Raw genomic sequence first — 23,667 nt, forward strand, 5'->3', positions numbered from 1 at the left:
ATGAGCGCACCGGCACTGGACACGGTGGACCTGGGCGACCCGGCCACCTTCGCGGACCACGACCTCGACGGGTTCTGGCGCACCCTGCGGGACACCGCGCCGCTGCACTGGAACCCGCCGGCCGGCGGCCGCCGGGGGTTCTGGGTGCTCTCCCGCTACGACGACATCATGGCCACCTACCGGGACAACGTGAACTTCACGTCCCAGCGCGGCAACGTGCTCGTCACCCTCCTGGAGGGCGGCGACGCCGGGGCCGGCCGGATGCTGGCCGTCACCGACGGGCCCCGGCACCTGGAGCTGCGCAAGATCCTCCAGCGGGTGCTGTCGCCGAGGGTGCTCGACGAGGTCGCGCGGACCGTCCGGGTCAACACCCGGCTGTGGATCCGCGAGGCGGTCGAGTCCGGCGGCTGCGACTTCGCGGAGCAGATCGCCAGCCGGATCCCGATGACCACCATCTCGAACCTGCTCGGGGTGCCCGAGCGGGACCGGGACTACCTGCTCTCGCTGACCAAGACCGCGCTGTCGGCGGACGACGAGGACGTCGACGAGGTCGACTCCGAGATGGCCCGCAACGAGATCCTGATGTACTTCATGGACGTCGTCGAGGAGCGGCGCGAGTCACCGGGCGACGACGTGATCAGCATGCTGATCGGCAGCGCCATCGACGGTGTGCCGCTGTCCGACGAGGACGTGGTGCTCAACTGCTACAGCCTGATCATCGGGGGCGACGAGACCAGCCGGCTGACGATGATCGACTGCGTCCGCACGCTGGCCTCCCAGCCCGAGCAGTGGCGCCGGCTCAAGCACGGCGAGGTCGCGGTCGAGACCGCGGTGGACGAGGTGCTGCGCTGGGCCTCGCCCACCATGCACTTCGGGCGCAGCGTCGAGCGGGAGACCGAACTGCACGGCGTACGGCTGCGGCCGGGCGAGATCGTCACGCTCTGGCACGCCTCCGGCAACCGGGACGAACGGGTCTTCGCGCGGCCCGAGGTGTTCGACCTCGGCCGCACCCCCAACAAGCACCTGGCCTTCGGCTACGGCCCGCACTTCTGCGTGGGCTCGTACCTGGCCAAGGTCGAGATCGCCGAACTGCTCAGGGCCCTGCGGGACTTCACCCTCGGGTTCGAGCAGACCGAGGAGGCGCAGCGGATCCGGTCCAACTTCCTGACCGGGTTCTCCACCATGCCGGTGCGCTTCGAGCCCGACCACTCCGGACTGCGACCGCGGGAGTGCGGATGAACATCTACATGTCAGGACAGGGGGCGTTCGCGGTCCAGGTCGCGGAAGCCCTGCTGGACAACGGGCACAAGATCGTCGGCGCGGCCGCACCCCGGCTGCGCAAGGGCAAGTCCGACGAGGGCGACGCGATGTCCTGGGACCGCCTGCGGGCCTGGGCGTTCCCCCGGGACATCCCCTGGACGGACTCGGCCGAACTGCGCGCGATGCACATCCCGGACGGGGTGGACATCATCGTCGCCGCGCACTCGCACGCCTTCCTCGGCCGCCAGACGCGTGCCAGGGCCTCCGTCGCGACCATCGGGTACCACCCCAGCCTGCTGCCGCTGCACCGCGGCCGGGACGCGATCCGGTGGACCATCCGCGACGGCGACAAGGTGACGGGCGGGAGCGTCTACCACCTCACCGAGCGCACCGACGGCGGCCCGCTCGCCGCCCAGGAGCACCTGCTCGTGCCGCCGGGGTCGACCGCGCAGAGCCTGTGGCGCGACCACCTGGCCCCGCTCGGCGTGCGACTGCTGCTGAAGGTGGTCGCCGACCTCGCCGCGGACCGGCGGATCGAGGTCCCCCAGGACGAGAAGCTGGCGACCTGGGAGCCCGCGATGGACGCCCAGCCGCTGTTCAAACCGGAGCTCATCGCCCTGCCCGGCACCACCCGGGTCGACAGCAGCGCCTCGGCACTGCACGACCGGTAGGACCGCCCGCCCCTCGCGGCCGTGGCCCCGCGCACACCTCGTGCGCGGGGCCACGGCCGTCTGCCGAGACCCGCCGACCGGGCCGCGGCACCGCCGATGACCAGCGAGGATGCCCCGGAACTGCGACGTGGGCCAACCATGCGCCGGCCGCGTCGACGCCGCCCGTCACCATCCGCCACCGTCGCCAGGAGCAGGAACCGGACCTTTCTCCTCCGCTTCACGGCATGACTTCCGTCACAGCCGGGCGGCCGGTTTATCCGGTTTTACCTGCGCTGCTCCCCTTCTGGCCACAGGTCGACGAGTACGCACATCCGCACGCCTTTCTCATGAACCTTTGACACCCCGTTAAGCGTCCATGAAGATCCGCTCAAACTTCGCCCACATCCCGGAAGTCGGAGCTTACGCACAGTGAGAACAGCAGCAAGACGGTCGGGCGGCCTGCTCGCCGCGGCACTCGCCGCGGTCGCGCTGGCCGCGACCGCGGTGGTGCCCGCCGCCGCGGTCGGCGGGACGCCACCGCGCGGCCCGGCGGGGCAGCAGGACACCGCCGAGACCCTGGCGGTCAAGGAGGCCACCCGCACCGGCAAGCCGGTCGAGGTGCTCGCCAGCCGCAGCGAGACCAGTGACACCGTCGCCCAGCCCGACGGCAAGCTGAAGACCACCACCTACGTCCAGCCCAAGCGCGTGCGCAAGAACGGCGCCTGGGTGGACCTCGACCCGACGCTGCGGACGCTGCCCGGCGGCGCCGTCGCCCCCAAGGGGTCCACCGCCGACGTGCGGTTCTCCGGTGGCGGCAGCGAGCCGCTGGTCCGGATGGCCCGGGCCGGCAAGGAGCTGAACCTCAGCTGGCCCAAGCCGCTGCCCAAGCCGACGGTCAACGGCGCGACCGCCGAGTACCGCTCGATCCTTCCGGACGTGGACCTGCGGCTCTCCGCCACCAGGACCGGGTTCACCCAGGTCATCGTGGTGCACACGGCCGAGGCCGCGAAGAACCCCGAGCTGGACCAGCTCCGGCTCGGCCTGCAGGGCACCGGCCTGACGGTCGCCCAGGAGGCCGACGGCACCCTCACGGCGAAGGACCCCTCCGGCGGCGGCACCGTCTTCGAGGCTCCCGTCCCGGTGATGTGGGACTCCTCCAAGCCGGCCGCGGCCGCTCCGGCCGCAGCCCCCGCCGCCCCGAAGTCGTCCAAGGCCGCCCCGCAGACCGAGGCGGCCGCCCAGGCCCCCGCCGCCGGCCCCACCGGCCCCACCGACCCCGCCGCCGCCGGTTACGGCGACCTGCCCGGCGAGGGCGCCAAGATGACCCGGCTCAAGGTCGACCTGCCCAAGGACGGCCTCGTGCTGTCCCCCGACCAGGCCATGCTGGACGCCCCGGACACCGTCTACCCGGTGATGATCGACCCGGCGTGGAACACCCCGCACGCGGGTGACTGGGCGGGCGTCTCGCGCACCTACCCGAACCAGGCGTACTGGCACTTCACGTACAACAGCAACTACGTCCACGACTGGGGCGTCGGCTACTGCGGCGACACCTCGCGCTGCGCGCCCACCGACGTGAAGCGGGCCTTCTTCCAGGTCTCCAACCCCTTCGTGGGCAAGCAGATCCTCGCCGCCACCTTCGGCACCTACGAGAGCTGGTCGTACTCCTGCGACGCCCGGCCCGTCGAGCTGTGGAACACCGGCTACATAGCCCCCGGCCTGACCTGGAACGGCCAGAACGCCTCCGGGTTCTGGAGCCGCTACCTGCAGACCATCAACACCGCCAAGGGCTGGAGCGGCAGCTGCCCCGGCGGCTGGCTGGAGTACGGCCAGGACGGCGCGGTGCGCAACCTCGTCCAGGACGCCGCGAACTGGGGCTGGCCGACCATCAGCTTCGGCCTGAAGGCCCAGAACGAGGGCGACACCCTCGCCTGGAAGCGCTTCACCGACGACGCCTACCTGTCGGTGTACTACAACCTGCGGCCCAACCAGATCCCGATGTCCGACATGACGATGTCGCCGGGCTCGGTCTGCCAGTACCCGGGCATCAAGATCAACAAGATGCCGCAGGTCACCACCCGCGCCTCCGACCCGGACGGCGAGGCGATCGGCGTCCAGTTCGCGGTCGGCTGGGACGACGGCACCGGCCTGCGCCGCCGCTGGTGGTCCACCGGCTCCGAGGACGCCGCACCGGGAGGGGACACCTTCAAGGCCTCCGGCTCGATGTTCTCCTGGCCGCTGCCGACCGGTCTGCCGCAGAACCTCCAGCTCGACTGGGAGGCCCGCGCCTGGGACGGCGCCCAGTGGGGGCCGTGGTCCTCCGACGGTGACCCGACCGGCTGCTACTTCACCGTCGACACCTCCGCCCCGGACGGCCCGGCGATCACCTCGGACGCCTACCCGGGCTCCAAGGACGCCACCGCGGCGCTCCCGTGGACCGACGGCGTCGGCAGGAACGGCTACTTCACCCTGAAGTCCGCCGCCACCGACGTGGTCAAGTACCAGTGGGGCCTGGACACCTCGCCGTCCGCGGCGAACGAGACCGCCACCAGCGGCGGCGCCGCGCAGACCGTCCGCGTCCAGCCGCAGACCGCCGGCGCGCACTTCCTCTCCGCCCGGGCCGTCGACGGCGCGGGCAACGCCTCGCAGCCCGAGACGTACTACTTCAACGTGCTCTCCGGCCAGACCCAGCGCACCGGCTGGTCGATGGACGACGCGAGCGGCACCGGCGTCACCGGCGCCGGCGGCGGCTTCGAGGCCACCCTCGGTTCCGGCGCCGCCCCGGGCGCGCCCGGCCACCTCAAGGAGGCCCTCAGCCTGGACGGCACCGCCAACGGCTACGCCGAGACCCAGGGCAACGTGCTGGACACCACCCGCGGCTTCGCCGTCTCCGCCTGGGTCAACCTCACCGGCGACACCACCCGCAACCGGGTGGCGGTCAGTGAGAACGGCAACTGGGCCGCCCGCTTCGCCCTCGGCGTGATGAGCGGCAAGTGGGCGATGTGGACCTCCAGCCAGGACACCGACGCCGTCTACACCCTGGACACGGCGAGCTCGGACGCCCCGGTGGTGCTCGGCCAGTGGACCCATCTGGTCGGCGTCTACGACCCGGTGGCCAGGACCAGCACCCTGTACGTCAACGGCGTGCCCGGCACCCCGGTGGCCGTCACCGCCACCTGGGACGCGCGCGGCCCGCTGGAGTTCGGCCGCTCCAAGTGGCACGGCAACATGACCGACCCGTGGAAGGGCTCGGTCGACGAGGTCCGGCTCTGGGACCGCTCCCTGACCGCGGCCGAGGCCACCGACGTGGCCGCCGACAAGCCGCTCCCCACCCGCCGTCCCGCCAAGTCCGTCTGGCACCTGGACGGCGCCTCCGCCAAGCCGGTCGGCACCGCCGAGACCGACAACCTGACCGCCTACAGCGGTGTCGCCCTGGGCCGCCCCGGCATCGCCGACAAGGCCGTCCACCTGGACGGCGTCGACGACTACCTGCGCGGCACCCGCCCGCAGGTCGACGGCAGCCGGGACTTCTCCGTCTCCGCCTGGGTGAAGCTGCCCGCGCCCGCCGCCAACGACACCACCGCGAAGATCGCGGTCAGCCAGATCGGCCAGCACAACAGCGAGTTCTCGCTGTACTACTCCACCTACTGGAAGCGCTGGGCCTTCGGCCGCTACAAGGAGGACACCTCCGCCGACACCCTGGTGCGCACCTGGCAGCCCGACTGCACCCCGGGCACCCAGATCAACGGCGCGCCGTGCTTCGCCGGCACCACCGGCGAGTGGACCCACCTGCTCGGCGTCTCCGACACCGCCGCCAAGAAGCTGCGCTTCTACATCAACGGCTTCCTGGTCGGCGAGTCGGACTACACCCAGAACGCGCCGTGGGCCAACCCCGGCCCGATCCAGATCGGCGCCGTCAGCCGCGAGGGCGCCAACGGCGAGTTCTTCGGCGGCGACATCGACGACGTGCGCCTGTACGACCGCGTCGTCACCGGCCCGGAGGCCAGTGCGATGGTGCAGCAGCGCCCGCAGCTGGCCGGCCGCTGGAAGCTCTCCTCGGCCACCGGCACCCCGGCCGTCACCCCGGACGAGGGCCCGGCCAAGGCAGGCGCCCAGCTCGGCGGCGGCGCCTCGGTCAAGGCCGACGGCGGCCTGCTGCCCGCGCCCGGCACCCTGCTGCTGGACGGTTCCACCGGCTACGCGGCGACCGGCTCGACCCCGCTGCACACCGGCCAGAGCTTCACCCTGGCCGGCTGGGCGAACACCGCGGGCGTCCCGACCCGGAAGATGACGGCCCTGTCGATCGCCGGCGCCGCCAACAGCGCGGTCACCGTGCGCTGGGTCCCGCTGGGCAACGACGCCAACGGCCAGCCGACCGGCCAGTGGCAGGCCGAGGTGCGCGACTCCGACGCCACCGGCGCGGTCCGCACCCTGACCGCCCACAGCCCAGCCACCTCCGTCCTGGAGAACTGGACACACCTGGCGGTCAGCTACGACGCCTTCGCGGACCGGCTCGCCCTGTACGTCGGCGGCCAGATCGAGAACCAGGGCTGCCCGGACGGTTCGACCGGCTGCACCCCGCACATCTCCTGGACCAGCGCCCCGCAGCCCTACGAGGCGGGCGGCGGCGTGCAGTTCGGCCGGAACAAGGAGTCCGGCGCCTGGGGCGAGTACTTCTCCGGTGAGCTGGACGACGTCTGGCTGTACCAGGGCGTGCTGAGCCCCGCCCAGATCGCCAAGCTCGCCGACTACAACGTCGAGCTGGACACCTCCACCGGCGTCTGATCCCCCCTTCTCCACGGGCCGGGCGGCTACCTGCCGCCCGGCCCGTGGTCCGTCACACCCGTTTTCTCCTCGAGGAGTTGTGTCACCCATGAGCACGAAGAGGTCGGTGCCTCGGCTGCCGGCCCGCACCAGAGTGTCCGCGGTCATCGCGGGCGCCCTGGTCGGGTCGCTGCTGCCGGCACTGCCACTGGCCGCCGCCGCGGCGGCCGCGGAACCGTACACCAAGCCCTCGGCGGTCTCCCCCGAGAAGCCGGTCAAGGGCTCGGACGCCAAGACCAAGGGCCGCAAGGCCGACACCACCGTCAGCAAGGCCGACGGCAAGCACGGCGCCCTGCCCGGCGCGGGCAGCGCCACCGTCGACGTCCCCGGCGAGAAGGGCAAGGCCGTCAGGGCCGGCAAGCTGCCGGTCGCGCTCTCCTCCTCGGGCTCTGCGGGCAAGGCGAAGGTCGAGCTGCTCGGCCAGGACGCCGCCGCCAGGGCCGGCGTCAACGGCGTGCTGCTGACGGTCACGGGCGCCGACGAGAACAGCGGCCTGGCCGTCGACTACTCGTCCTTCGCCCAGGCGGCGGGCTCCGGCTTCGGCTCGCGCCTGAAGCTGGTCCGGCTGCCCGAGTGCGCGCTGACCACGCCCGAACTGCCCGAGTGCCGGGTGCAGACCCCGCTGCCGGGCGGCAACGACGTCGCGAAGCAGACCGTCGCCGCGGACGCGCTGACGGCGGCCCCGGCCGGGTCGATGCGCCTCCAGTCCACCTCCGGTGCGACGGTGCTGGCCGCCACCACCGGCAGCGCCGGGCCCAGCGGCGACTACAAGGCCACGCCGCTCACCCCGGCGTCCTCCTGGTCGACGTCGCTGAACAGCGGGTCGTTCAGCTGGTCGTACGACATGCCGCTCACGGCCATGCCCGGCAACCTCACGCCGAAGATCGGTCTGTCGTACAGTTCCGGCAGCATCGACGGCCGAACCGCGAGCAGCAACAACCAGGCCTCCTGGGCCGGTGACGGATTCGAGCTCTCCCCCGGCTTCGTCGAGCGCAGCTACAAGGCGTGCGCCGACGACGGCGCCCCCAAGACCGGCACCAACAGCCCGGGCGACCTGTGCTGGGGCACGGACAACGGCACCATCAGCTTCGGCGGCCACTCCGGCGAGCTGATCCCGGTCTCCGGCGACGAGTGGCGCATCAAGGGCGACGACAACACCAAGGTCACCCGCCTGCGCGACACCGGTCGGGGCAACGGCGACAACGACGGCGAGTACTTCCGCGCCGTCACCGCCGACGGCACCGGCTACTACTTCGGCTACAACCGCCTGCCGAACTGGTCGGCGGGCAAGCCGGAGACCAAGTCCGTCTACACCGTGCCGGTGTACGGCAACAACGCGGGCGAGCCGTGCAACGGCGCCGACTTCGCGTCGTCGTGGTGCCAGCAGGGCTGGCGGTGGAACCTGGACCTGGTGGTCGACGCCCACGGCAACGACATCACCTACTGGTACACCCCCGAGACCAACAACTACGGCCGCAACCTCAAGGCCACCGACCGCACCCCGTACGTGCGCGGCGGCCATCTGGAGCACATCGAGTACGGCCAGCAGCAGGGCGACCTCTACTCCGCCACCGTCAAGCCGATGGCCCGGGTCGACTTCGGCACCGCCGAGCGCTGCCTGGAGACCACGGCCGGCCTCTGCGACCCGGCGAAGATCGACACCAACCGGCAGTACTGGTACGACACCCCGTGGGACCAGAACTGCAAGGACGGCACCGACTGCACCGGCCAGTACTCGCCGACGTACTTCACCCGGACCCGCCTGACCTCCGTCACCGCCAAGACGCTCCAGGCCGACGGCGGGTACGCCACCGTCGACACGTGGACCCTGAACCACAAGTGGGGCACCGCCGACTTCGACTACCAGCTCCTGCTGGACTCCATCCAGCACACCGGCTCCTCCGCCACCCCGGCGATCACCCTGCCGAAGACCACCCTGGCCTACAAGCAGCTGGCCAACCGGCTCGACAAGGTCGGCGACGGCCGCATGCCGTTCATCAAGCAGCGCCTGGGCACCGTCACCGACGAGCTCGGCGGCCAGATCGACGTCAACTACTCGGCCGCGGCCTGCGACTGGAACGCCCTGCCCACCCCGCAGAGCAACACCACCCGCTGCTTCCCGCAGATGTACCAGCCGTCCAACGACGTGCCGGTGACCACCGAGTGGTTCAACAAGTACGTCGTCGACACGGTCATCGCCACCGACCGCACCGGCGGCGCGCCCGACATGGTCACCCGCTACACCTACCTCGGCGACGCCGCCTGGCACTTCGACGACGAGGACGGCCTCACCCCGGCCAAGCTCAAGACCTGGTCCCAGTGGCGCGGCTACGCCCACGCCAGGGTGGAGACCGGTGGCGTCACCGGCATGTCGACGCAGGCCGACCACTACTTCCTGCGCGGCATGGACGGCGACCGTTCCGACCCCGCTGACAAGACCAGGAAGCGCACCGTCACCGTCGACGACGGCCAGGGCACCGTCCTGACCGACGACCAGGCCTGGGCCGGCTACGAGTACCGCAGCGAGCAGTACGACAAGCCCGGCGGCGTGATCCTCGCCAAGTCCGTCAGCACCCCGTGGAAGAAGGAGACCGCCAAGCGCTCCAACGACTGGGGCACCACCACCGCCAACCTCACCGGCACCCAGGCGAGCCGGTCCTTCACCTCGCTCGACAAGGGCGCGGGCGCCGCCTGGCGCGAGACCCGCACCTCGACCACGTTCGACGACTACGGCCGTACGACACAGAGCGAGGACCTCGCCGACGTGGCGGTGGCCACCGACGACACCTGCACCCGCACGACGTACGCCGACAACACCGCGGCCTGGATCCTGACCGGCACCGTCCAGATCGAGATGGTCGCCGCCAACTGCTCGGCGGCCGTGAACCGCGACACCCAGGCCGACGGGACCTCGGCGGTCCTGTCGGACATCCGCACCCGCTACGACGGCCAGGCCTACGGCGCCGCCCCCGTCCGGGGCGACGCCACCACCGTGCACACCCTGAAGTCCCGCACCGGCAACCGGGCCACCTACCTGGACGGGACGACCCACTACGACGCCTACGGCCGCGCCGACAGCACCACCAAGCTGGCGTCCACCACGGTGTTCGACACCACGGGCGCCACGGCACCCGTGACCACCGCCGGCCCGCTGGCGCAGACCACCACCACCGGCTTCGCCCCGGCGAACGGCCGGCCGACCAGGGTCACCACGACCGGACCGCCGGTGGTCGCGGGCAACCCCGCCACCGCCATGGTCACCGTCGTCGACCTCGACCTGCTGCGCGGCCAGACCGTCGACACGATCGACGCCAACAACCGCCGCACCGACAGCCTGTACGACGCGCTCGGCCGGACGCTCAAGGTCTGGTTGCCGAACCGCTCCAAGGCGACCGGCCAGACCCCGAACCACGAGTTCGGCTACACCGACAACGACGGCCAGATCCGCGTCGTCGCCACGAAGGCGCTCAACGCCGACGGCTCCCAGGCCACCGCGTACACCCTGTACGACGGCTTCGGCCGGCCCCGGCAGACCCAGTCCCCCGGGGACAACGGCGGCCGGGTCCTGACCGACACCTTCTACGACGAGCAGGGCCACGCCGCGCTCGCCTACGCCGGCTACTACGCGACCGGAGCGCCCGCCGGCACCCTGTTCAAGGTCGAGGACACCACCGGTGTCGAGACCCAGACCGCGAGCACCTTCGACGGCCTCGGCCGCGTCGTCAAGTCCACCGCCCTGGCCGGCAACGGCGTCGGGACCCCGATCGCCACCACCCTCACCGAGTACGGCGGCGACCGCGTCACCGTCACCCCGCCCACCGGCGGCACCCCGGCGACGACCGTCACCGACGCCCGCGGCCGGACCACCGAGATCCGGCAGTACCGCGGGGGCACCCCGGGCGGCGCGTACGACAGCATCCGCTACGGCTACGACCCGGCCGGCCACACCACCCAGCTGACGGACCAGTACGGGACGCAGTGGAGCTGGACGTACGACCAGCAGGGCCGCCAGGTCAAGACCGTCGACCCCGACTCCGGCACGTCCGTCAGGACCTACGACGACCGCGGCCGGCTGGCCACCAGCCGGGACGGCGACAACCAGACCCTGGCGTACGTCTACGACAACCTCGACCGGCAGACCGAGCTGCACTCCGGCTCCGTCTCGGGCCCGCTGCTCACCTCGCAGACCTGGGACCCGTCCGGCAACAAGGGCCTGATCTCCTCGGCGACCCGGTACACGACCGTCGGCGGCGTCACCTACCCGTACACCACGACCTGGTCGCTGTACGACGCGCTGGGCCGCCCGACCCGCAGCACGCTCAGCGTGCCGTCCGTCCCCGGCCAGGAGGCCCTCGCCGGGAACTACGTCAGCGGCACCATCTACCGGCTCGACGGCAAGCAGCAGAGCATCAGCTACCCGGCGGCCGGCAACCTCGCCGCCGAGTCGGTGGCGTTCGGCTACGACGGCCTCACCCGGATGACCACGGCCCAGGGTCTGAGCAGCTACCTCACGAACCAGACCTACAGCCTGACCAGCAAGCCGTTGCAGAGCACGCTGTCCGACGGGACGGCGAACAAGCAGCTCTACATCACCAACTCCTACGAGTGGGGCACCCAGCGGCTGGCCTCCAGCCGCACCGACCAGTACGGCCAGGCGAGCCCGCTGCGCGCGGCCGCCTACACCTACGACCAGGCCGGCAACGTCACCTCGATCACCGACACCTCGCGCTCCGGCACCGACCGGCAGTGCTTCCAGTACGACTACCTGGCCCGCCTCACCGAGGCGTTCACCCCGAGCGGCACCAGCTGCCCGGCCACGCCCGACGCCAAGGCGCTCGGCGGCCCAGCCCCGTACTGGACCAGCTGGAAGTTCAACCCCGACAGCACCCGGGACACCCAGACCCGGCACGACGTCACCGGTGACTCCGCCAAGGACGTCACCACCAAGTACAACTACCCCGGCCCGACGGCGGCCCAGCCGCACACGCTGAAGAGCACCAGCGGCACCGGCGTGCTCGCCGAGACCGCCGGCTACGACCCGGCGGGCAACACCATCGCCCGCCACAAGGAGCTCGCCGCCGGCGCCACCAGCGACCAGGCGCTGACCTGGGACGCCGAGGGCAAGCTCGGCAAGGTCGTCGACACCGTCAAGAACGGGCCCGTCACCAGTACGAAGACGACGGAGTACCTCTACGACCCCAGCGGCAGCCGGCTGACCGCGCACGTCCTGGACAGCGCCAACCCGGGCGCCGAGAGCTGGACGCTCTACCTCGGCGCCACCGAGCTGACCCTGACCAAGGGCGCGGCCAAGCCCGCCGCCACCAGGTACTACTCGCTCGGCCAGGCCTCGGCGGTGCGGACGGACGACAACAAGGTCGCCTTCCAGGTCGCCGACCACCACTCCACCGCGGAGCTGAACGTCGACGCGGCCACCGGCGCGGTCGCCCAGAGGCGGACCACTCCGTACGGCGAGCAGCGCGGCACGGCACCGGCCACCTGGTCGGGCAGCCACGGCTTCGTGGGCGGTGTCACCGAGCCCACCGGCGTGGTCCACCTCGGCGCCCGCGACTACGACCCGTCGCTGGGCCGGTTCCTCAGCATCGACCCGCTGTTCGACCCGACCAGCCCCAAGGAGCTGAACGGGTACGCCTACTCCGGTGGCAACCCGACCAGCACCAGCGACCCCGACGGCCGCAAGATGTGCGCCGACGACTGCTCCGGCAGCGACATGGCCCTGCACGGCTGGGTCGGGCCGGACGGCGTCTTCCGCGAGCCGACCATGGGCGACGAGTGCGTCACCCACTGCTCCGACGACGGTGACGACGACGAGTCCCCCAGCACCCGTGGCGGCGGTGGCGGCGACGACTCGCCGTCCCCGGCCCGCACCACCTCGGGCAGCGCGGAGAACCGCAAGAGGTGGCACGAGGCCCGGGTGGCCTGGCTGATGCAGCCGGACAACCCGATCATCGGCGAGTACCTGGAGAAGATCCGCGAGATCAACAAGAAGTACTGCCACCGCTCGGCCCGCGACGGCTGCGCCTTCGCCAACCTGGCGCAGGACATCCAGGAGAAGAACTACGTCGAGGAGATCGCCGGCCGGATCGACGAGTCCGAGACCCCCTTCGACGAGAACCGGTTCAAGACGCTGACCAAGAAGGGGAGCAACCTCACCACCTGGTCGCTCAGCAACAGCGAGTACGCGATAGCCTTCCAGCTGGCCCAGGGCGGCCACCACGTCAAGGCGACGCTGGACGACGGCGGAAAGTCCGGCAAGGGCTTCGACGCCTGGGTCGACGGGGTGCCGTCCGAGTTCAAGGAGACCAAGAACGGGCCGACCGCGGTCCACGACAACATGAGGAAGTCCAACGGGAAGGGCGCGGTGCGCACCTACATCCGCATGCCGGACGGCTACTCCGCCAAGACGGCCATGGCGAGCCTGAACGACTACCTGGGGAAGCGCAGTTCGGACTTCCAGGAGTACCACATCTGGGCGGCCGGAGACCCTGGCGGCTGGAGCATCAGCGGCACGATCGGTGGCGACTACAAGTGCAAGGGCCACGGGTGCTGAGGCCGTGTCGACCGATGCCGCCATCCTGGTGAGACGACCGTCCGGTCCCCCGCTCACCGCCCGGGAGATCTCCGACGTCCTCACGCTGACCACCGATCCGCTCACGGATCCGTGGCACCACGTCGTGGGCGCGGACGGCTCGAAGTTCCGGCTCCGGCTGAGCACCGAGCCCGGTGACCTCTCCGGGCCCGCGCCCGGCGGGTCACCGGGTGACGGGGAGCGCGACTACGACTGCTTCGTCCACGTGTCCGTCTACTGGACGACCGAGGAGACCGACGACAGCATCGGGTCACTGCGGGCGTTCTGCCGATCCCTCGTCGCGCGGTTGCACGCTGTGTGGCCGGAGGCGGAGTCGGTGTCCGAGGTCGATGACGCCTACGGCTACCGGGCTCTCCCGGAGCCGTCCGAGGGCGTGGTGGACCTGCGGCTGGGGAGCGCGGCTCCGCCCGCGGAGCCGGGCTTCTCGCTGGTCGAGGCCGCCAACCGGGCCGCGTCGGGCACCGGACTCGTCTTCACCGAGGACGAGCCCGGCCGTCACCTCGTCCCCTCGCAGGACGCGGGCGACCCGGTGACCTACACCGTGTCGTCCCGGGCGGAGGAACTCCCCTTCGCCGCCGGGGCGCGCTCCGGCGGCGCCCCGGTCGGCGCCCGGCAGTTGGGCGGGTTCACCGAGCGCCTGCTCGCCGACCTCGCCCGGCACACCGCCGGCGCCGACCTGGCCTGCTGGGTGGACGGCCGGCTCTACCGCTACGAGGTGGAGCTGACGCCGCCGCTCGACTGACCGGACGGCACACCACAGGGCCCCGACCGCACCCGCGGTCGGGGCCCTGCTCGTACTCCGCTCAGGGACCGGCCCCCGGAAATCCGCTGGCGCGACGATCGCCGGGCGTCGATCCTGATCACCGTGCCAGAACCGAAGTACCGGATCCGCGCCCTCCACACCGCCACCACCGTCACCGTCTACCAGGCGTACGCCCCGGAGATCGGCCTGCCCGCCGCCCGGGACGGCCGCTTCCCGGCGGCGTGGAAGAGGGACCGGATGACGTGGATCAAGCCGTCGTTCCTCTGGATGATGTACCGCTGCGGATGGGCGGCCAAGGAGGGCCAGGAGACCGTCCTCGCCGTCGAGATCACGCGCGAGGGCTTCGAATGGGCGCTGCGGAACAGCTGCCTGTCCCACTACGTACCCGAGCTGCACCCCGACCAGGCCACCTGGAAACGGGAGTTGAAGCGCTCCCCGGCCCGCGTCCAGTGGGACCCGGAACGCGGCCTGCGCCTGCAACCGCTTGCCCACCGCTCCCTCCAGCTCGGCCTCGCCGGCGAGGCGGCCGCGCGCTACGCGGACCACTGGATCGTCTCGGTCACCGACGTCACCGAGCTCGCGCACACGGTCCACGCCCACGTACGGGCCGGAGACCTGGACGCCGCCCGACAGCTCCTCCCCACCGAACGCCCCTACCCCTCGGGCGACCCCCTCCTCGCCCACCTGCGCGCCTGAGCCGCCTCCGCTGTCCGGCGGCCCGGCCCGTCAGCCGCCGACCGGGAACTCGCCCTCCCGGATCGCGGTGACGAACGAGTCCCAGGCGGCGGCAGGGAAGACGAGCGCCGGGCCGTGAGGATCCTTGGAGTCACGCACGGGGACGAGACCGGGGAACCCGGGGGCCACCTCGATGCACTCGCCCGCGTTGTCCCCGCTGTAGCTGCTCTTGCGCCACGACGCCTCGCTCAGCTCGACGTTCTGCATAGCGGTATTCCTCCGTTACCTCGGTGATCAGCGCATGGGAATTGTCGACCGAGAGTACAGCCCCACGCACAAGATCGAAGTCCCGGCGAGTCTGCTGTACGACCGAAGGAGCGTCACTGAAGTGTCCTCGATACAGACTCTCCGAGTAGACCCACTCCTTCCCATCGGGCATCTCCAGCAGTACCACGGATGTGGTTGGCGACTTCCGGGCCCGGAAGGCGAACGGCGCTACCTGAATCAGCACGTTCGACCGTTCCCCAACGGCGAGCAGGTGCTCCATCTGCTTCCTCATGACACCCGGTCCGCCAATGACGCTGCGGATCGCACTCTCGTGAAGAACGACGATCATTGACGGGCCGTCATCGGTCAGGTATCGCTTCTGGCGACTGAGCCGAGCCGCCACCCGTTCGGCCAACCACTGCGGGTGATCTCGGGCATCACCAAGACGGAAGATCTCGTAGGCATACTCCTCGCACTGCAACAGACCATTGATCCTCATGTACTGAAGCACCCGGGCCGCCGCGGCTTCCTCTTCCAGCTCGACGTACTTCTGAAACCAGTCCGGGTGCTCGATGTCCGCATGCCAGTCCACCCTTTCCCACAGCCGCACGAGCAGGCCCCTCATAGCGAGCACCTCGTCGGCCCTCCCGACGGTGTCCCGGTCCATCGAACGCTTGCCGCTCTCGAATCGGGTGATCACCGTTCGGTGACAGTGAAGGAGCCTGCCCAGCTCCTCCTGTGTGTAGCCCGCCTGCTCCCGCGCAAACCGGAGCGCCTCGCCGAACATCACCGCCGGGCTCGATGTGAGTCCGTTCTCCAAGCGCCGATGTGACATCCCGACTCCCCTCAGGTGCTGCGGATCCCCGCACTCCGATTTGGTCGCAACCGTAGTCCCATCGCCTGATCATTGAGACCGGAACGCAATCATCTGCATGCGCAGCGTGATGGTGCGCTCTCCTGTCGCACGCCCCTTCCGCCCCCGTGAGGTATTCCCCCATGCTCACCGCCCGTCGCCCCCGCATGTTCGTCGCGCGCCTGGACTCGCGGACCGAATCCACGCCCCTGGCGCGCTACTTGCTCCGCGCCTACCTCTCCGGCCTCCCCGCCGGCGACAACTATCGCGACACGGCCGAACTTCTCCTCGGTGAGCTGTTCGCCAACGCCGTCCAGCACTCCGACGCCCCCGACGACCGCCACATCGAGATCCGCTTCACCCTCACCCCCGACCACCTGCTCCGCATCGAAGTGCACGACGCCGACACCACCCGCCCCCTCCTCCGTACCGCCGCGCCGGACGACGAGCACGGACGCGGCCTGCTCCTCGTCAACGAACTGGCCGAACGCTGGGGCTGCGCCAACCGCCCGTGCGGCATCGGCAAGTTCATCTGGGCCCTCATCGCCCCCTCCACCACCTGCGCCTGAAAGCCCGAACCCCCATGCACCTCACCACCCTCGCCCGCCACACCCTCTCCCGCGGCGCCACCCCCGCCACCACCTACGCCCTCATCGCCCGCCTCGGCCACCAGCCCCTCCCCTGCGCCCGAGCCGTCTGCCTCGCCCTGGCCATCCCCCTCGCCGAGGCCACCCGCCGCCTCGACGAGTGCTACCACGCCCTCCTCGCCGACCCCCGCCCCGGCTCCGAACACGACACCGGCGAACTCCTCGAAGCCCTCGGCGTCTTCGACATCCCCAAGCCCCTCACCGAAACCGAACTCGCCGTCGTCAGCCTCTTCCTGGTCGCCATCGACGCCATGGGCGGCATCCGCCCCGGCCACCAGCACGGCCTGAACCGCTGGTTCACCACCGGCAACCTCACCGCCGCCTACCTCTCCCTCACCGCCGCCCACCCCCTCCCCCGCACCGGCGACCCCACCACCTACTGGACCACCCTCACCACCGCCGGCGAACTCCTCACCGCCACCCCCAACCCCGACCCCCGCCTCAAGAACGCCCTCACCCACTGCCGCACCCGGACCCAGGAAGCCACCGCACACACCTGACCCCCGGGTGCGCAGGAAGTCGGTGGGGTCGACTTCCTGCGCACCCGGGGGTCACCGGGGCAGCCGGAGCACCACGGTCGAATCGACGCCGGCGCCGGGGAACGTCAGCGCGACGACCGCACTTCCTGCGGAGCGTCGGCATTTCCGTACACGGGGGCGATGGCGGAGATTCCGGTGAGCACGAAATCGCGAATCCCCTCCAGATACGCGTCGCGGTCGACGAAGCCGTCACGATCGGTGTCGAGGTTCTCGAACGCCGTGTCGACATCCGCCCTCGCGTTCCCCATCGCCGTCCGCAGGCGGACGAACTCCTCGCGGGTCAGACGCCCGTCGGCATCGGCGTCCGCGATGTCGAACATGGAGCCGAGGACGGCCCGGCAGGACCGCTCGAACGCCTCTGGCCCGGCCCACTCTCGGTACTCCTCGAAGGTGACGCGGCCGTCCTGGTCGGCGTCCATGTCCTGCCACACCCCCTCATGGGCGGCCCTGGCCGCGACCACGACAGGATGCCCGGCCTCGAACCCCAGGGCCGACACCACCCGGTCGACCCTCGCGAGGTACTCCGACCTGGAAATGACACCGTCACCATTCGCGTCCAGCATTGCGAAAATACGAAGTTTTGCGGAGTCTGACACTGTGCACCCTTCGGCGTTCGCCCACGGTCTTCTCGAATGGAGATGGTCCCACGGAAATCCGACGTCCGGGCTGCGGAGACGCGCCCTCCACGCAACCGAAATGGATGCTTTGAAACGCCGATCAGGTAATCCCAAAGAGATCGCGCCGGCAATGGCGCCGCGGCAGCGAACCGGTGGTGGCCGCCGCCGCGGTGGCGCCCGGGTTCGCGGGCAGGTCGGTGATCAGTGCCACAAGGGCGTGTTGGCGGCGCAGTGAGGAGAGCATCCGCTGGATGCCGCGCTCCTCACGATCATCACCAGGACGACGAGCGCCAGGACGATCACAGCTACGACGATCAGAGCCAGGACGATCACGACTACATGACCGACCCATTCGTTGATGCGGGACGGGGTTTTCGGAGCGCTCCTCTGTGGAACCCCATGGCGGCTGCCGGGCTCGCCACCGGGTCCGGCGCGTCTCTCTGCCGCCATCGTGTCGTCCCCCGTTCGCGGTGTGACCTCTCATGGCACGACGTCGGATCCCGTCCGTCAAGCCCTGCGGCGGGTCGCAATCGAGAAGAGCGCCCGGCCATCTCAACGGCCAATCGTGGGGCAGCCCTTAGTGCTCCAGGTAGTTCTTGATCACTGTTGCGGAGCGACCTGTCGTTGCCGCCGCCCGTCGTCGATCACGGGTGGCCCGAGGGGTCTTCACCGTCGCCTGATCCGCCTCGATGATCCTGGCCGCCTCGGCTGCTTCCCGGAAGGTGACGACCGCCTCGCCGTTCTCCCGCGCCCATGCGGTGAGCATCCTGATGGGCTCCTCCAGGGTTCGCCCGAGATCGGTCAGGCCGTACTCCACGCGCGGCGGCGCCTCGGCGTAGGCGCGGCGCTCGACGAGCCCGTTGGCTTGGAGCCGGCGCAACGTCTGGGTCAGTACCTTGCGCGAGATGCCACCGCTCAGCTCGACCAGTTCGCCGTGGCGCAACGGGCCGTCGGTCAGCGCGAAGAGCGTGACCATGGACCACTTGCTGGCGATGATCTCCATGGCCAGGAGAGCGGGACAATCGGCGAGGAAGGCGATTCCGGCTCGTGGGCTCATGCCCCGAAGGTTACCTGGAGGTACCTGTTGGCCGCCTATCGTCGTCGAGGTGCGCACGCCCCCTACTCGCATCTCGCACGATTGAGGTTTCAGCCATGTTCGTCTCCCTTGCCGCCGTCACCGTGTTCATGTCGGCGCTTCTCCTGGTGTCGGCCGGGGCCAAGTCCCTGCGGACGCGGCACATCACCGAGCAGATGTCCACCCTCGGAGTGCCGCAGGGCATGATGGCTTTCCTGATCGCCGCTCAGATCGCGGGCGCGGCCGGCGTGATCGCCGGACTCTGGTGGGGACCCGTCGGAATCGCCGCCGCGGTCGGCCTGACGCTCTATTTCGCCGGGGCGGTCGCCTTCCACCTGCGCGTCGGCGACCGCAAGGGCGCTTCCCCGGCGGTGGTCCTCACCATGGCCTCCGTCGCCCTGATCGTGCTGCGTGCTGCCACCCTCTGACAGCGGACAGCCGGTCTGGCGCCCTCGCGCACCAGCCACTACCAGTGACAAGCCACCAACAACCATGAAGACCACGATCTACGGCCGGAGTATCAGTCCCTGCCGTCGGGCTTCAGGGGTCTTCCCTCCAGGGAGGTGGTCGTGAGCGAGGCGCGGAGCTCGGTGATGACGTCGGCGCGGCCGACCGCCGCGCAGGTCAGTTCCAGCAGGACGAAGCCCAAGCGGTGCTTCCCGCGCACCATGCCGGTGCCGACCAAGCCGGCGGCCCCCTCGTACAACCAGTCGTAGGCGCTCTGGGCGTCGCCGTCCTGCCACCCCGGGAGGGCCGCCGCCTCGATGCCGAGGGCCAGCTTCTCGGCCAGGTACTCGGGGTCCAGGACGCTGCGGAAGCGGATCGTCAGACGCTCGAACGCGTGGCCCGCGCCGAACTCCCAGAGCGCCCACAGCTCGTCGACGCCGTTCGCCCGGGGCGTGGCTTCGAGGAGCCAGTCGTACCGCTCCAGGAAGGGCGCGTGGACGTCCAGCCACCGGTCGCGTTCGCGCGGCAGGACCAGCCAGGGGCTCGGGACCTCCTCGAAGGCCGGCCAGTCCACCTCGGGACAGTCCCAACGCCCGGTCCATGAGCGGACCTTCTCCCGGTTGGCGATGAACTTCGCGCGTGCCTCGTCCGCTTCCCGCCGCTTCCGCCTGCCCAGGACCATGCGCACCAGCCTTCCCCGGTCGCCCCCGTCAGCCGCAGCTCCGCGCTCGTTCGCGACTCGAACCCGGCCGGTCGGCACCGGATCAGCGTATCGACCCATAGCTCGTTCGAACACCACTGCCGCGCAGTGGAGTTGGCGCGTCATGGCGAGCCGGCGATCAGGAAGGTGGCGGCCCCGCCGGACGTGCCGGGGCACCGCACGACGTGCGGTGCCCCCGGTGTGCCGGACGTGGTGCGGGAGGTCAGGCCTTGGAGAGGTAGTAGCCGCCGTGGCCGGTGCAGCCCCATCCCCAGTACGCGCCCGATACGAAGCCCGGCGGGATCGGCGAGTTGGGACAGGTGAGCAGACCGACCCGGGCGATCTGGTGGTACCAGGCGCCGACGCCGTTGCAGCCCGGGACCTGGTAGCCGGTCACGACGTAGCCCGGGACGATCGGGGAGCCGCCGCAGGTCCAGATCCCGTCCTTGACGAGGTTGTGCCGCCAGGAACCCATCCCGTTGCAGCCGTACTTGATGTAGTCGGTGACGACGTAGCCCGAGTAGATCGGGGAGCCGCCGCAGGAGTAGAGCCCGTCCGCTTCCGGCTGCTGGAACCACGAGCCCCAGCCGCTACAACCGTCCTTGTTGAAGGCGGTGATGGCCCAGCCGTCCGGGATGGCGGCGCCGGAGCAGGCCCACTGGCCGGTGCTGGCGACCGCGGCGGGCTGGGCGGCCGCGGTCGAGGTGCCGGCGGCGGTGCCCGCGAGGACGAAAGCGGCGATGAGCGCGAACGCGCCTATGGTGGCGCCGATGCCGCGGCGGACGATCGCGCCGGTGAGGCGCTTCCACAGGGGACGAGGATGCATGGTCGGTTCACTCCAGTCGTGGCGGCGGGCATGCTGGATGCCCGCTGGTCGCGGGGATGGCCGAGCAGTGGATCGGGCCTCACCCTAGTGGGGAGCACCTGTGGTTGTCCGGTGTTTGGACCGTGAAGGGGGCCGATCAGGTCGGAGCGCTCCCCGGCCCCACCGGGCCACCGGCCGGCGGCCAACGGGCCGCGCCGCCGGGCACGTTGATAGCGTGACCGCCATGACGGAGCTGGAAGAACTGGTCCTGACCCCCGACGAGCGGGCACGGGGAATCCGGGTCGACCGGGTGATGTTCACGATGGACTGGGCCGGCGAGGACCACCCGGGCCGACTGGCGGAGTTCGCGGCCGGCCGGGTACGGGCCTTCGGGGCCGAGCCGACGGGTGTCGACACCGACGCCGTCCGCCGGGCCGCCGAGGACGGCCCGGCGCTGCGCCGCGGCGATCTCCCGGCCCGCCGACTCGACCACCTGGCCGACGCGTTGGCGGAGCTCGGCTACACCCTCCTGGTGTGGGAGGACGGCACCGACACCTACGAGCTGCTGGTCGCGCCGACCGGTGAGCGCGAGCCGGCCGGATTGACGCACGAGGGCCTCCCGGTGCGGGCCTGGGGATCGGAATCCGAGGTGGCCCTGGTCAGTCTGAACTGCCCGGGGTGCGCGCAGATGCTGGTCTGGGACCTCCCCCCGACCGAGACCCTGGCCGACGAGCACTGCGACTGCGGAACCGCCCTGTTCGACGCCACCGGCCGCCCGCTGCCCGACGTCACCCTCCACGACTGACCCCGGCCTGCCGTGCGCAGGAAGTCGGACCCGCCGACTTCCTGCGCACCCTCACCGACGGACCGGCCCTCGCCCGCCGTCCGCCCGGCCCGCCCGGAAGCCGCTCAGGCCCCGCTCGGAGCGGCGGCGGACTGGCCTCGGAAGGTGTTGCGGTAGGCCTGGGGCGACACACCGATCGCGGCGTGCAGGTGCTGGCGCAGCGACGCCCCGGTGGCGAAGCCGATCTCGGTGGCGATCCGGTCGACCGGGAGGTCGCTGGTCTCCAGCAGGTGACGGGCGCGGTGCACCCGCTGCTGGATCAGCCAGCGCCCCGGGCTGGTGCCCGTCTCGTCCTGGAAGCGGCGGGCGAAGGTGCGCGGACTCATCCGCGCGTGGGCGGCCAACTCCCGTAGCGCGAGCGGACGGTCGAGGTGTTCCAGGGCCCAGGCCTGGGTCGCGGCGGTGCCGTTGGCGCCCTCCGGGGGCACCGGCTGTTCGATGTACTGAGCCTGGCCGCCCTCGCGCCACGGCGGCACCACGCACTGCCGGGCGACCTGGTTGGCGACGGCGCTGCCGTGGTCGGAGCGCACCACGTGCAGGCACACGTCGAGGCCGGACGCGGCGCCCGCCGAGGTGAGGACGTCGCCGTCGTCGACGAACAACACGTCGGCGTCCAGGCGGACCCGGGGGAACATCCGGCGGAAGGCCGGGGCCAGCGCCCAGTGGGTGGTGGCGGGACGCCCGTCGAGCAGGCCGACGGCCGCGAGGGCGAACGCCCCGGTGCAGATGGAGACGATGCGGGTGCCGGGGCGGATCCGGGCGAGCGCCGCGCGGTCCGCCTCCGGCAGGTCGGCGGTGACGCGGTGCAGGTCGTAGGGCGGGATGACGACGGTGTCGGCACTCTCCAGCGCCTCGGGCCCGTGGCCGACGGTGATCGTGAAGTCGGCCACGGTGGCGACCGTCCGGTCCTCCGTGGCGGCGCAGGTCACCACCTCGTACGCCCCCGGCACTCCGGGGAAGACCCGGTTGGGGATGCCCAGCTCGAAGGGGTAGACGCCGTCGAGGGCGAGGACGACGACACGGTGCGGCGGCCGGTCGCGGAAGGCGAGGGTTTCGATCGCGGGCATGGCACGATCCTATCGGTCTTTGGCAATCTTGCCATTTCCCTGGTCAGGGCCGTGACCTCAGGCTTGATCCATGACCACGAACACGATGCGAGCCATCACCCAGACCGCCCTCGGCGCCCCGGACGTCCTCCACGAGACCGAGGTCGAACGACCCGAGCCCGGCGTCGGCCAGATCCTCGTCGCCGTCCACGCCGCGGGCGTCAACCCCACCGACTGGAAGCACCGCGAGCACGGCTACTTCCTCGGGCAGCCGCCGTTCACGCTCGGCTGGGACGTCTCCGGCACCGTCGAGGCGGTCGGCCTCGGCGTCTCGCTGTTCGCGCCGGGCGACGAGGTGTTCGGCATGCTGCCGTACCCGTACGGCGTCGGCTCGCACGCCGAGTACGTCGCCGGCCCCGCCCGGGCCTTCGTGCCCAAGCCGGCCGCGCTGAGCCACGTCGAGGCCGCCGCGCTTCCGCTGGTGTCGCTCACCGCCTGGCAGGCCCTGGTCGACACGGCTCGGGTCCAGCCGGGGCAGCGGGTCCTGGTGCACGCCGCGGCCGGCGGCGTGGGGCACGTCGCCGTGCAGATCGCCAAGGCGCGCGGCGCGTACGTCATCGGCACGGCGTCCGCCGCCAAGCACGACTTCGTCCGGGGTCTGGGCGCGGACGAGGTGATCGACTACCGCACCGCCGACTTCGTGGAGGAGGCCCGCGACATCGACGTGGTCCTCGACCCGCTGGGTGGGGACGACCGGCTGCGCTCGCTGGAGACGCTCCGGCCGGGCGGCGTCCTGGTGACGATCCTGCCCCAGGGCCTGGAGGAACCGGCCGAGCGCGCCGCCGAGTTGGGCGTGTCGGTGCGGTCCCTGCTGGTCGAGCACGACCAGGCGGGCATGGCCGCGATCGCCTCGCTCGCCGAGTCCGGGCAGCTGCGGGTGCACGTCTCCGCCGCCTACCCGCTCGCCGAGGCCGCGAAGGCCCACGCGGAGGGCGGCACGGGCCGGGTCACGGGGAAGCTGGTGCTCACCGTCCGCCCGTGACGGCGC

Annotated in this window: 17 protein-coding genes and 1 pseudogene; 11 read left to right on the forward strand and 7 right to left on the reverse strand. The window is 71.2% G+C overall.

Annotated elements, in window-relative coordinates:
- From ACZ7RU_RS13575 to ACZ7RU_RS13600, 6 genes are all read left to right on the forward strand, one after another.
- Complete coding sequence (locus ACZ7RU_RS13575; RefSeq protein ID WP_470341078.1) at positions 1-1,239, forward strand: cytochrome P450; 1,239 nt, start codon at positions 1-3, stop codon at positions 1,237-1,239.
- The gene (locus ACZ7RU_RS13580) at positions 1,236-1,931 is read left to right on the forward strand and encodes a formyltransferase family protein (protein ID WP_470341079.1); all 696 of its coding nucleotides are present in this window, start codon (positions 1,236-1,238) and stop codon (positions 1,929-1,931) included. The genes ACZ7RU_RS13575 and ACZ7RU_RS13580 overlap by 4 nt, the downstream gene beginning before the upstream one ends.
- A 408-nt stretch (positions 1,932-2,339) precedes the next feature.
- Complete coding sequence (locus tag ACZ7RU_RS13585) at positions 2,340-6,695, forward strand: LamG-like jellyroll fold domain-containing protein (RefSeq protein WP_470341080.1); 4,356 nt, start codon at positions 2,340-2,342, stop codon at positions 6,693-6,695.
- 88 nt (positions 6,696-6,783) lie between these two features.
- Complete coding sequence (locus ACZ7RU_RS13590; protein WP_470341081.1) at positions 6,784-13,302, forward strand: RHS repeat domain-containing protein; 6,519 nt, start codon at positions 6,784-6,786, stop codon at positions 13,300-13,302.
- A 4-nt stretch (positions 13,303-13,306) separates the two neighbouring features.
- Positions 13,307-14,083, forward strand: coding sequence for a hypothetical protein (locus ACZ7RU_RS13595; protein WP_470341082.1), 777 nt, complete (start codon positions 13,307-13,309; stop codon positions 14,081-14,083).
- Between the two features lie 123 nt (positions 14,084-14,206).
- The gene (locus tag ACZ7RU_RS13600) at positions 14,207-14,800 is read left to right on the forward strand and encodes a DUF4291 domain-containing protein (protein ID WP_470341083.1); all 594 of its coding nucleotides are present in this window, start codon (positions 14,207-14,209) and stop codon (positions 14,798-14,800) included.
- A 30-nt stretch (positions 14,801-14,830) separates the two neighbouring features.
- Here ACZ7RU_RS13600 and ACZ7RU_RS13605 read toward each other — a convergent pair whose 3' ends face one another.
- Together ACZ7RU_RS13605 and ACZ7RU_RS13610 are read right to left on the reverse strand one after the other, a co-directional pair.
- On the reverse strand, positions 14,831-14,968 hold the full coding sequence (locus ACZ7RU_RS13605) for a DUF397 domain-containing protein (protein WP_470341084.1): 138 nt from the start codon (positions 14,966-14,968) through the stop codon (positions 14,831-14,833).
- Positions 14,931-15,866, reverse strand: coding sequence for a helix-turn-helix domain-containing protein (locus tag ACZ7RU_RS13610; protein ID WP_470341085.1), 936 nt, complete (start codon positions 15,864-15,866; stop codon positions 14,931-14,933). The genes ACZ7RU_RS13605 and ACZ7RU_RS13610 overlap by 38 nt, the downstream gene beginning before the upstream one ends.
- A 176-nt stretch (positions 15,867-16,042) precedes the next feature.
- Between ACZ7RU_RS13610 and ACZ7RU_RS13615 the strand changes: the two genes are divergently transcribed.
- Together ACZ7RU_RS13615 and ACZ7RU_RS13620 are read left to right on the forward strand one after the other, a co-directional pair.
- Positions 16,043-16,468, forward strand: coding sequence for an ATP-binding protein (locus ACZ7RU_RS13615; protein WP_470341086.1), 426 nt, complete (start codon positions 16,043-16,045; stop codon positions 16,466-16,468).
- Positions 16,469-16,482: 14 nt separating this feature from the next.
- Positions 16,483-17,046 (forward strand): hypothetical protein, encoded by a 564-nt coding sequence (locus ACZ7RU_RS13620; RefSeq protein ID WP_470341087.1) that lies wholly within the window; start codon positions 16,483-16,485, stop codon positions 17,044-17,046.
- 104 nt (positions 17,047-17,150) lie between these two features.
- Here ACZ7RU_RS13620 and ACZ7RU_RS13625 read toward each other — a convergent pair whose 3' ends face one another.
- Entirely contained in the window at positions 17,151-17,681 is a 531-nt protein-coding gene (locus ACZ7RU_RS13625) for an EF-hand domain-containing protein (RefSeq protein ID WP_470341088.1), read from the reverse strand.
- Between the two features lie 724 nt (positions 17,682-18,405).
- Positions 18,406-18,759, reverse strand: a pseudogene (locus ACZ7RU_RS13630) (winged helix-turn-helix transcriptional regulator); the annotation flags it as partial.
- A 95-nt stretch (positions 18,760-18,854) separates the two neighbouring features.
- Between ACZ7RU_RS13630 and ACZ7RU_RS13635 the strand changes: the two are divergent.
- Positions 18,855-19,205 (forward strand): DoxX family protein, encoded by a 351-nt coding sequence (locus tag ACZ7RU_RS13635; protein ID WP_470341089.1) that lies wholly within the window; start codon positions 18,855-18,857, stop codon positions 19,203-19,205.
- 92 nt (positions 19,206-19,297) lie between these two features.
- Here the strand turns inward: ACZ7RU_RS13635 and ACZ7RU_RS13640 are convergent, their stop codons facing one another.
- Positions 19,298-19,912, reverse strand: coding sequence for a hypothetical protein (locus ACZ7RU_RS13640; RefSeq protein ID WP_470341090.1), 615 nt, complete (start codon positions 19,910-19,912; stop codon positions 19,298-19,300).
- A 235-nt stretch (positions 19,913-20,147) separates the two neighbouring features.
- A complete protein-coding gene (locus ACZ7RU_RS13645; protein ID WP_470341091.1) occupies positions 20,148-20,750 on the reverse strand; it encodes a hypothetical protein in 603 nt (200 codons plus the stop codon).
- Between the two features lie 223 nt (positions 20,751-20,973).
- On the opposite strand from ACZ7RU_RS13645, the gene ACZ7RU_RS13650 reads away from it, so the two are divergent.
- A complete protein-coding gene (locus tag ACZ7RU_RS13650) occupies positions 20,974-21,534 on the forward strand; it encodes a DUF6630 family protein (protein ID WP_470341092.1) in 561 nt (186 codons plus the stop codon).
- Between the two features lie 104 nt (positions 21,535-21,638).
- Here ACZ7RU_RS13650 and ACZ7RU_RS13655 read toward each other — a convergent pair whose 3' ends face one another.
- Entirely contained in the window at positions 21,639-22,640 is a 1,002-nt protein-coding gene (locus ACZ7RU_RS13655) for a GlxA family transcriptional regulator (protein WP_470341093.1), read from the reverse strand.
- A gap of 70 nt (positions 22,641-22,710) precedes the next feature.
- Between ACZ7RU_RS13655 and ACZ7RU_RS13660 the strand changes: the two genes are divergently transcribed.
- Positions 22,711-23,661, forward strand: a complete 951-nt coding sequence (locus ACZ7RU_RS13660) for an NADP-dependent oxidoreductase (RefSeq protein WP_470341094.1) — start codon at positions 22,711-22,713, stop codon at positions 23,659-23,661.
- Positions 23,662-23,667: the final 6 nt, after the last annotated feature.

The sequence above is a fragment of the Kitasatospora sp. NPDC114501 genome (assembly GCF_055633695.1).